Origin of the sequence: Pseudoalteromonas sp. BSi20480, from assembly GCF_000241365.1 — a bacterium.
In the GTDB taxonomy this organism is placed as follows: domain Bacteria; phylum Pseudomonadota; class Gammaproteobacteria; order Enterobacterales; family Alteromonadaceae; genus Pseudoalteromonas; species Pseudoalteromonas marina.
Window position 1 is genome coordinate 1 of sequence record NZ_BADX01000052.1, and the last position, 8,508, is coordinate 8,508.

8 protein-coding genes and 1 pseudogene are annotated in these 8,508 nt (G+C 36.5%); 3 read left to right on the top strand and 6 right to left on the bottom strand.

Annotated features, from left to right (window positions below):
• From P20480_RS17815 to P20480_RS13075, 4 genes and pseudogenes are all read right to left on the bottom strand, one after another.
• On the bottom strand, positions 1–1,572 hold a 1,572-nt coding region (locus tag P20480_RS17815; protein ID WP_138922279.1), incomplete at its 3' end, for an EAL domain-containing protein.
• Positions 1,573–1,702: 130 nt separating this feature from the next.
• The gene (locus tag P20480_RS17820; RefSeq protein WP_033025185.1) at positions 1,703–2,332 is read right to left on the bottom strand and encodes an SGNH/GDSL hydrolase family protein; all 630 of its coding nucleotides are present in this window, start codon (positions 2,330–2,332) and stop codon (positions 1,703–1,705) included.
• A pseudogene (locus P20480_RS17825) lies at positions 2,322–2,830 on the bottom strand (DsrE family protein). The gene P20480_RS17820 and the pseudogene P20480_RS17825 overlap by 11 nt, the downstream one beginning before the upstream one ends.
• Positions 2,831–2,897: 67 nt before the next feature.
• Complete coding sequence (locus P20480_RS13075; protein WP_008128048.1) at positions 2,898–3,371, bottom strand: flavodoxin family protein; 474 nt, start codon at positions 3,369–3,371, stop codon at positions 2,898–2,900.
• 78 nt (positions 3,372–3,449) lie between these two features.
• Here P20480_RS13075 and soxR point away from each other — a divergent pair, with 78 nt between their 5' ends.
• A complete protein-coding gene (gene soxR / locus P20480_RS13070; protein WP_008128049.1) occupies positions 3,450–3,914 on the top strand; it encodes a redox-sensitive transcriptional activator SoxR in 465 nt (154 codons plus the stop codon).
• A gap of 152 nt (positions 3,915–4,066) precedes the next feature.
• Here the strand turns inward: soxR and P20480_RS13065 are convergent, their stop codons facing one another.
• On the bottom strand, positions 4,067–4,723 hold the full coding sequence (locus P20480_RS13065) for a hypothetical protein (protein WP_008128051.1): 657 nt from the start codon (positions 4,721–4,723) through the stop codon (positions 4,067–4,069).
• 592 nt (positions 4,724–5,315) lie between these two features.
• On the opposite strand from P20480_RS13065, the gene P20480_RS13060 reads away from it, so the two are divergent.
• On the top strand, positions 5,316–7,001 hold the full coding sequence (locus P20480_RS13060; RefSeq protein WP_008128053.1) for a molecular chaperone HscC: 1,686 nt from the start codon (positions 5,316–5,318) through the stop codon (positions 6,999–7,001).
• Positions 7,001–8,197: a hypothetical protein gene (locus P20480_RS13055; RefSeq protein ID WP_008128055.1), complete on the top strand. Its 1,197-nt coding sequence runs from the start codon at positions 7,001–7,003 to the stop codon at positions 8,195–8,197. Before P20480_RS13060 ends, P20480_RS13055 begins: the two co-directional genes overlap by 1 nt.
• Positions 8,198–8,260: 63 nt before the next feature.
• Here the strand turns inward: P20480_RS13055 and P20480_RS17830 are convergent.
• A partial coding sequence (locus tag P20480_RS17830; protein ID WP_033025195.1) for an integrase core domain-containing protein occupies positions 8,261–8,508 on the bottom strand: 248 nt, incomplete at its 5' end.

The following is an 8,508-nucleotide window of genomic DNA, read 5'->3' on the forward strand; positions in this document are numbered from 1 at the left end:
TCGTCGTATTCTTTTTAAAGCGTTTTGCTGTGCTATATACCGTTTAAATTTATCGACCTTCATTGGCCGGCCGTATTTCCAACCTTGCCCATAATGTACACCCGCGCTTTTTAACATAGCTTCTTGCTCAGTTGTTTCTATTCCTTCAGCTACACAGGTGTAATTAAACTTACGCACTAACTCCATTATATTAGGGATCATAGACGCCTTTAAACCTTGCGTGGCTATATCTTGTACAAAAGTTCGGTCTATTTTTAACTGGTGGAAACTTAAATTTTGTAAATTTCTTAAATTAGAATAGCCAGTACCAAAATCATCCAGCGACAAATTAAATCCAGAATCAACCAGCGTTCTAAAATGAGCATGTGCAATGCTAGTATCGAGGTACTCGTCCTCGGTTATTTCTAGGCAAATAATAAAGCGTGAATTAATAAGTGCAGGTTCTTGTGTCAACAGCGATACATTTCCAAGCTCTACATCACAAGGAAATATATTAATAGACACCTTAAAACCCGTTGGTAAATCGTCCAACTCTGTAAGCTCTTTAAGTACTTTCGCTACCATTGCTTGAGTAAACGACCACGTTAAATTATTTTTTCGTATCACCGGAATAAACTCATCGGGGTAAAGTGGCCCGTATTTGTCTTCAAAGCGAGCTAGCACCTCACAACCAATTACTTTACCTGTGTGCAAACAAATAATAGGTTGGTAAGTCCAATAAAATGAGCCCTTTGTTAAGCCTTTACGCACTCTATTATTAGTAGAGCGACGAGCGGCAATTTGATAATCCACTATTAGCGCGCTCGACACACCCGTTAGGCAGGTTAATATAAGAGAAATAATCAGCAAAAATTGATTGTCAGCGAAAAACTCACTCCATGGCGTTCTAACCGCAACGCAATATCCTGTATTTTTATCGCTGCACATAAGTGCGGTTTCAAACGGTATTTGTTTGTGGCTTGCAAGCTCTTTACTCAAGCCGCTTTTACCTGCCAAATGAAATGAATCAGAACCCGTTTTATACGTTATTTCCCAGTACGGTGCTGCAATGTTACTGCGACTAATGGCTGCAGTATCCATAATTAAATTATAGTTACCCTGCCTAACTATCACGACTTGCATTATTCGTTCTTCAAAAAGTAAAATTTTTAACTTAGGCTCAAACCGAACTCTGATGTTATTGTCGTTTTTACTTTCAAGATTGTGACGAATATAGTCGGGGGTTCTATCGTTTATTGGGGTTTTTAGTACACCCGAACCTGTGGTACAAACAAGCTGGTTATTTTTTAAAAAGCCGATATCTACAACATACTTGGCATCAAAAAGTGCACGCCGCATTTCAAGTAAGTTTTCGTCGCTACACTCAGAGAAGTTTAATGCATTTAAAGGAAAAAGAATTTGGCGTCGCTCGCTTACAGCAGCGTCTATGTGGTTAACAATTTGCTTTGCATCTTTTTGTATTGCGGCCGCTAATTTGTGCCCAGCAAAATACAATAAAACGAGGCTACCCACTACAAAAACCAAAACACCGGTTAATACTGCAATTAATGACTTTTGTTGGTATTTTTTCATTATGTCCTTATTGCCTATAAAGCATTCACTATCAGTGTGTTCTCCATCATTGCATAATCAGCCTTAAATGCAAATAAGCTCACAATATTCATAGTAAATAGCGTACTTATAATTTAAGCTTTAGCGTTCATTACGCATCAACTTCATTTATTAAATTACACACTAAAGCCGCTATTTTTGCATGGCTATTGGCTTCTATATGTACCCCATCAATGGGTGAAACAGAAACGATTTTTTGTAAATCATAAAAGTTGGCATTTTTAATACACGCTACATTTTCAAACTCTTTACTCAAAGCTAGGTTTTTACTCGGTGCGCCTTCGTAAACATGTTTATATTGCCCTACACATCTAACATAGGGTGGGCTCAATATTATGAGCTTAGGTTGTTTATAACCCTCGTAAAACCCTTCAATACCGCCTATTAAATTTGCTAAGCCATTCCCTATTTGCTCAGGCGTTAATTTAAAGCGCTTTTTTAAATCGTTAGTACCAAGGGCTATCACTATAGCAGTCAAAGAGTGCGCTTCTAAAAGCGGTTTTAAATAACTTACCCCCGATAAGTCCCCATTAAATGGTGGATTATTCATAAGCGTACGATTAGGCTGCCCTGCTTCTATAATAGCAAATTGGTCACCTAGCCTTTCTGCTAATACCGACGGCCACCTTACTTTTTCCTCAAAACGCTTTCCCGTTGCGGGGTTTAACCCCCACGTATTTGAGTCACCAAAACATAAAATAGATTTTTCATTAAAATGGATTCAAAGTGTAACCTTGCTGCTGAAGTTGAGCATGCGCGGTCATAGCAGATAAAGACATGGTAACGCCTTGTATAAGCTGTTTAGGCGTTACTTTAAAGTGCGTAGCCGACTGCCCGCACACAAATACCTGCGTGTTATTTGCCAATAATTGATTTATTAAGCTCGCGTTTTTATTATCAACGTTAAAACGTTTTTTATATTCATCGTTCGCTAGCACATCTACACTTGCACCACCATGTACAACTAATGCTAACTTAATGTTCTCTGGTTTAATGCCATGTGCAACATGCATATTTATAAAGCGGGCAAGTGAGTTCATCGCATTATTTTGCTCGCCTTTTTTAGCGCCATCGGCCACATCAAACGCTATTTTAATTGAGTCGAATCATTAATCGCTGCATGCTCTGGTACTTTATAGTAATGACCAAAACCGTTAATAAGTTGCTCATTAGCGAAAGATAATGGGCTTAACAACAAAAGTAATAGTAAATATTTCATAAACAATCCTTTGGCTTTTTTTAGTGTATAAATAAAGTACCAGATGCTTTGTACAAAAGGCAGTTATTCACGATAAAGTGTGCGAACTTTTATGGTGATGCGTTAAAAAACGCATGCCTAAATAACTAAATGTGTTTTTAAACATCGCAACAAAAGCATCTGGTGCCTCACTCGACGACGCATTAGACAACAACGAAAAATCTTTATTGCGCAGTAAACGCAACTTTGGTTTTAAATGTTCGTCATCCATGTAATCGGTAATTCTGTCTATGAATGTTTTCATTTGTGTTGTGGTGCTATACCAATACACTGGCGAAGCAAATACCCAATGGTCGTAATTTAAAAGTGATTCAAAAAGCGAGAAAAATTCATCATCAGTATATTTTTTACTGTAACTGTAAGGCGGTATTTTAAATTCATCTAAACACACAACATGCAGCTCATTTTGCTCAGCAAAACTTTTAACATGTGCTGCTGTATTACCATTTTTTCGTGCCGATGAATAAATAATAACGGTGTTACGACTAAGTTTTTGTTGCATTTTTCCAGCTCCTTTTTTAATGTTGAAGGGAGCTTAAAACCTCAAGTTATATTGAGGTCAATACATGGAATAAAATTAATGTCTGCTGAGCAAAAAAAGCTGATCGACGCCACTTTAACAGTAGGTTACGTAGCAAAAAGAAGTGGTGTAAAAGTGTCTACATTACACTTTTACGAAACTAAACATTTAATAAAAAGCTGGCGAAACAGCGGCAATCAACGCCGCTACAAACCCAACGTACTTCGCCGAGTGGCCGTTATAAAAGCAGCACAAGCCATGGGCATTTCGCTAGACGATATAAAACAAACACTTGCCTCACTCCCCGATAACCGCACGCCCACTAAAAAAGATTGGTCTGCGCTTTCAAAACGCTGGCAAGCTCAATTAGATGAACGCATAGCGTATATGCAACGCATACGCGACCGCGTAGATGGATGTATTGGCTGTGGGTGTTTATCACTTAAAAGCTGCCCTATTTATAATAAAGACGATCATTTAGGGAGTGAGCAAAGTGGAGCAGTATTGTTAAAAAGTAAATTATAATAAATTTGAAAGTTAAATTGAATTTATTTTTAATTAAGTGAGGTTAAAAAAGGAATAATTAATATATAAAATCTTAATATCTTTATTATTGCAATAATGATTATATAGTATAAAAAAGCCTTTCTAAAATTCATTTAGAAAGGCCAAAGCAATTATTTTTTACTTGTTAACTCTTTAACAATTGCATTCATTTCTAAAGGCATTTGAGCCAATATAGCGTCATGATCATTTGCTAAAACAAGATCTTTTTCAATAAAAGACACTACTTCTAAATCTTTAACGTTAATTACGCCACCAAAAGCCGTTACGCGTCTTACGCCAGGTACTGGAATACCGCCAGTGCTGTCTACATGCAAAACAATTACATTTTCAAAAGAAAAGTCTTTGTCATCAATAACACCCGAGCTTTTAAGTGCTTTAGTTAACTTTTCCATAGAATACTGTAAGTCAGTAGCAATTCTTTCACCGTAGTAATTTATTTTATAGTCACCTTTATTTGCACCACGGCGAATACTTTCACCTAAAGTCCAAGAAAGGTTGCCTACAATACTGTATAGCTGCTGAGCAGAAATAACTGAAGCGCCATATTGACCAGCAACACCCGCAGTAATAGCTAAACCAACTTCACTGCTGTTACCTGGCACGCCATGTAATGAAACCGGAAAAATCAAAGCTGGGTTATTAGTAGATAAATTGATTGGTTGTTCGTATTTGTCATTAACTTTTAAATCAGTTGTCATACAACCTGTTAATATCAAAGTACTAGAAAGAGTTAGTGTAGTTAAAACTTTTTTTAATAAAGTATTCATTTTCATCCTTTTAATGTTTATTTTTTATCCCGCGCAGAATTATACAAACCATTTTAAAAAAAACAACATTAATATAACAAAAATATTTATTGATAATAAAACAATAAAAACACTCTTATAAGTAAAAATACAACAGCATTAACTATACCAATAAACAGAATAATAAAACTTAACATTCCAAATTAAAAACTGTATTAAATCGACATTTTAAATATTTTACATATGATGACTAAAAATTTGTAATTATAGTTACCCCTAGTGACAACATGATTTTATTAACATTTAAAAAGGCTCATTAAATTAAAAACCAATAAAATTAAAACTTAACCTTTAACTTTGAATATGAAAGAATTAGTAAGGCAATCTTGTTTTATGTCAAACAACAAAGGTTCAACGTATAGCTAAACCAATATACTCAAAAGACAACTGAACCAGATGGTAGTAAATGCCTTTAATTATTGATTTCCTGCCTACTTCGGCGGTTTATCACATGTTACATTTAGCCTACTTCCATAGTTATTGATAGCCCTTTTTAAGCTGATAATAACGGTATACAAAGTTGAACTTTCAATAATTCAAAAGGAACTTGAACGTGGCCATTATAGGAATTGATTTAGGCACAACTAATAGCGCATGTTGCGTTTGGAAAGGCACAGAGTTAATACAAATTCCCAACCGTTTAAATAAATTTTTGACTCCTTCAGTCGTCACTATTGACGATGAAAACAATATCATCGTTGGTTCCACCGCCAAACAGAGGTTGATCAGTCACCCGCTCAATACAGTTGCAGTTTTCAAACGCATTATGGGCACAGAGCATGCGATAGAAATTGGTAGCCATGCGTTTACTGCCCCCGAGCTATCTTCTTTTGTTTTGCGCTCACTTATCGAAGACGCAGAAGCTTTTTTAAGCGAAAAAGTGACAGAGGCAATAATTAGTGTTCCTGCTTACTTTAACGAAAACCAACGATACGCAACTAAATTGGCAGGTGAGCTGGCAGGGATTAACGTAAGAAGGCTAATAAACGAACCAACAGCAGCAGCTATGGCTTATAGTTTAAATGATCGCCAACAAGGTACCTTTATGATTTTAGATATGGGTGGCGGAACATTCGATGTCTCAATATTAGAGTACTTTGAGGGCGTTATGGAAGTTCATGCTAGTGCCGGAGATAATTACCTAGGTGGTGAAGACTTCGTTTATGCCATGTTTGAACAGCTATGTTTAGATAATAACTTTGATAAACAACAGTTTTCTCGCCAAGAACGACAACAAATATTTATGAAGTTAGAAATCATAAAGTGTAATATTGACAATGACTTAGTTCGTAAATTACAACTATCGTATCAAAACAAAACATATAAACTTACAATAGAGCAACATTGGTTTTATCGTGTAATAACTCCTCTGTTAATCAGGGCGCAACACCCTATTAATCAAGCCCTACGCGACGCCAACTTACACCCTAATGACATTGATGACGTAATTTTAGTTGGAGGGGCCACCAAGCTTAAAGCCCTGCGGTCTATGGTGAGTAAACTTTTTGGGCGTTTACCTTCTTGCAATGTAAATCCCGAGCTAGTCGTATCAATAGGCGCTGGTGTTCAAGCTGGACTGGTAGAAAAAAACACAGCCTTGGATGACATTGTTTTAACCGATGTATGTCCCTTTACCCTGGGCACTGAGATACTTGATGATTTTGATAACCCAGGCCAAATGCTTCCAATTATTGAACGCAACTCTATTGTACCTATTAGTGTTGAACGAGATTTATACACATCCAAAGACTATCAAACGACAATGCGAGTTAACATATATCAAGGCGAACACAGACAAGTACATAGAAATATTTGTTTAGGTGAATTAAAAATAAGCGTGCCCAAAGACAAAGTAGGAAAACAACCTGTTACAGTTCGTTACAGCTACGATATGAGCGGACTGCTAGAGGTCGACGTTAAAGTAAAAAGTACCGGAAAGACTTACAGCAAAGTAATTAATAACGCCCCAGGCGCATTAACTGATGAGCAAATCAGTCGTGCTAAAGCAACGCTAAGTCAGCTAAAGTTTCACCCTAGAGACAGCGAAAAAAATCGGTCATTAGTAGCAAGAGCCGAACGTATTTACAGTTGCTCTCTTGGTTCTAAAAGAGAAGACGTGGGTCAACTAATCTCTCGTTTTGAACATATACTAGATAACCAAAACCCAAGAGAGATACAACAAGCTCAGGTAGTTTTTAGTGAAGCTTTAGACTCGTTTGATAGCGAACGTTGGTTCTAATGATTGACTGGGAATTACTGCAAATAGAACCAACAAGTGATATTGGTTTAATTAAAAAAGCTTATGCTGCTCGTGTCAAAGTTATTCGCCCTGACGAAAAGGCTACGGAGTTTTCTGCACTTCACAATGCATACAAAAGCGCTATTAAGCACGCAAAGAATGCTATGGTTCAGGAAATAGAAACTTCTGAAGACCAAATGTTTTTCTCAAAACAAGATGAGCAAGCTCATTTATCTGGTGAGAAAACACCATTTTTTAATAAAAACGAATACCTTGCAGATCAGCAAGGCGCGGGTAAATCATATACTAATTGCCATCAGCATCATGAAGTATTTATTGAGAACTCATTTCACAATCTAATTAACAAAAACGAACAAAATATTTTAGAAGAAACACCAACTCCTGACTTGTCAGATAACCAGCAAATTACAATTGAAAACCTAGATGACATATTACAAATATGTGACGATATACTATCTGAAGACGATGAACATGTTCAATTTCAGCGCTGGAATCAATTCAGCCAGAAACAAACACTACTCAATAAAAAAACTCACTTCAAAGTAAGCTTATATTTGATTAATGCATTTTACTCTTTAATTAAGGCGGTCGGTGATGGCAAACCCCATGCAAAATACTCAACTGTAGGGCTGGGAACTCAATCAATAATATTATTAAACAACACATTTTTATGGCAAGAAGAACAAGAAACACTAAAAGAGTATGTAAATTCAAACGCATTAGACTCAATCTTGGAATACATTGATAATGAAACGCCTAACCATAAACCTCTATCAGCGGTACAAGGTGGTATCAGTGCCCTTAATCGATACTCTAAAGACGAAATCGCAATGTACGAAACAGCCAAATCAAGCTTTTTTACTTTAAAAGCGTTGTTTATGATGTGGTGTTTTGTCCTGTTAGTTACTTTCTGTGCTTCATTGTTTACAACATTAAACGGTCTGCTATTTCGCCCCTCAAACTTTCAGAACTTTATGCTCGTATTAAGCCAGTTCATTGTATGTTTTAAGCTCTATCAAAATAGTAAATTAGCGTTTAATTGTGTTTGGCTTATTGCAGTTATCGCCTTGCTGTTATTTCCTTTTGGTACCATATGGGGAATATTCGCAATTCGTAAACTTAGAAAAGCACGGCATTATTTTAAATTTGCTAACAACCCACCGATAACTAAATGACAACAAGCGCTTTATTTATATCGATGAATCGCCCCGAGTTCATCGGAGACCAGTTTGTTTAAGTCAGGCCACTTTACCTGACTCGTTTAAATTATCATAGTAGTCTGTTTCATATTGAGCTGGTGAAATATACCCAATTGAAGATAATAAGCGTTGATTATTAAACCAATTGACCCACTCTAACGTTGCGTATTCAACAGCATCAACATTCTTCCACGGGCCATTTCTGCGAATAATCTCTGTTTTAAATAATCCATTTATTGTTTCAGCCAATGCATTGTCATAAGAGTCACCCACACTGCCTACAGACT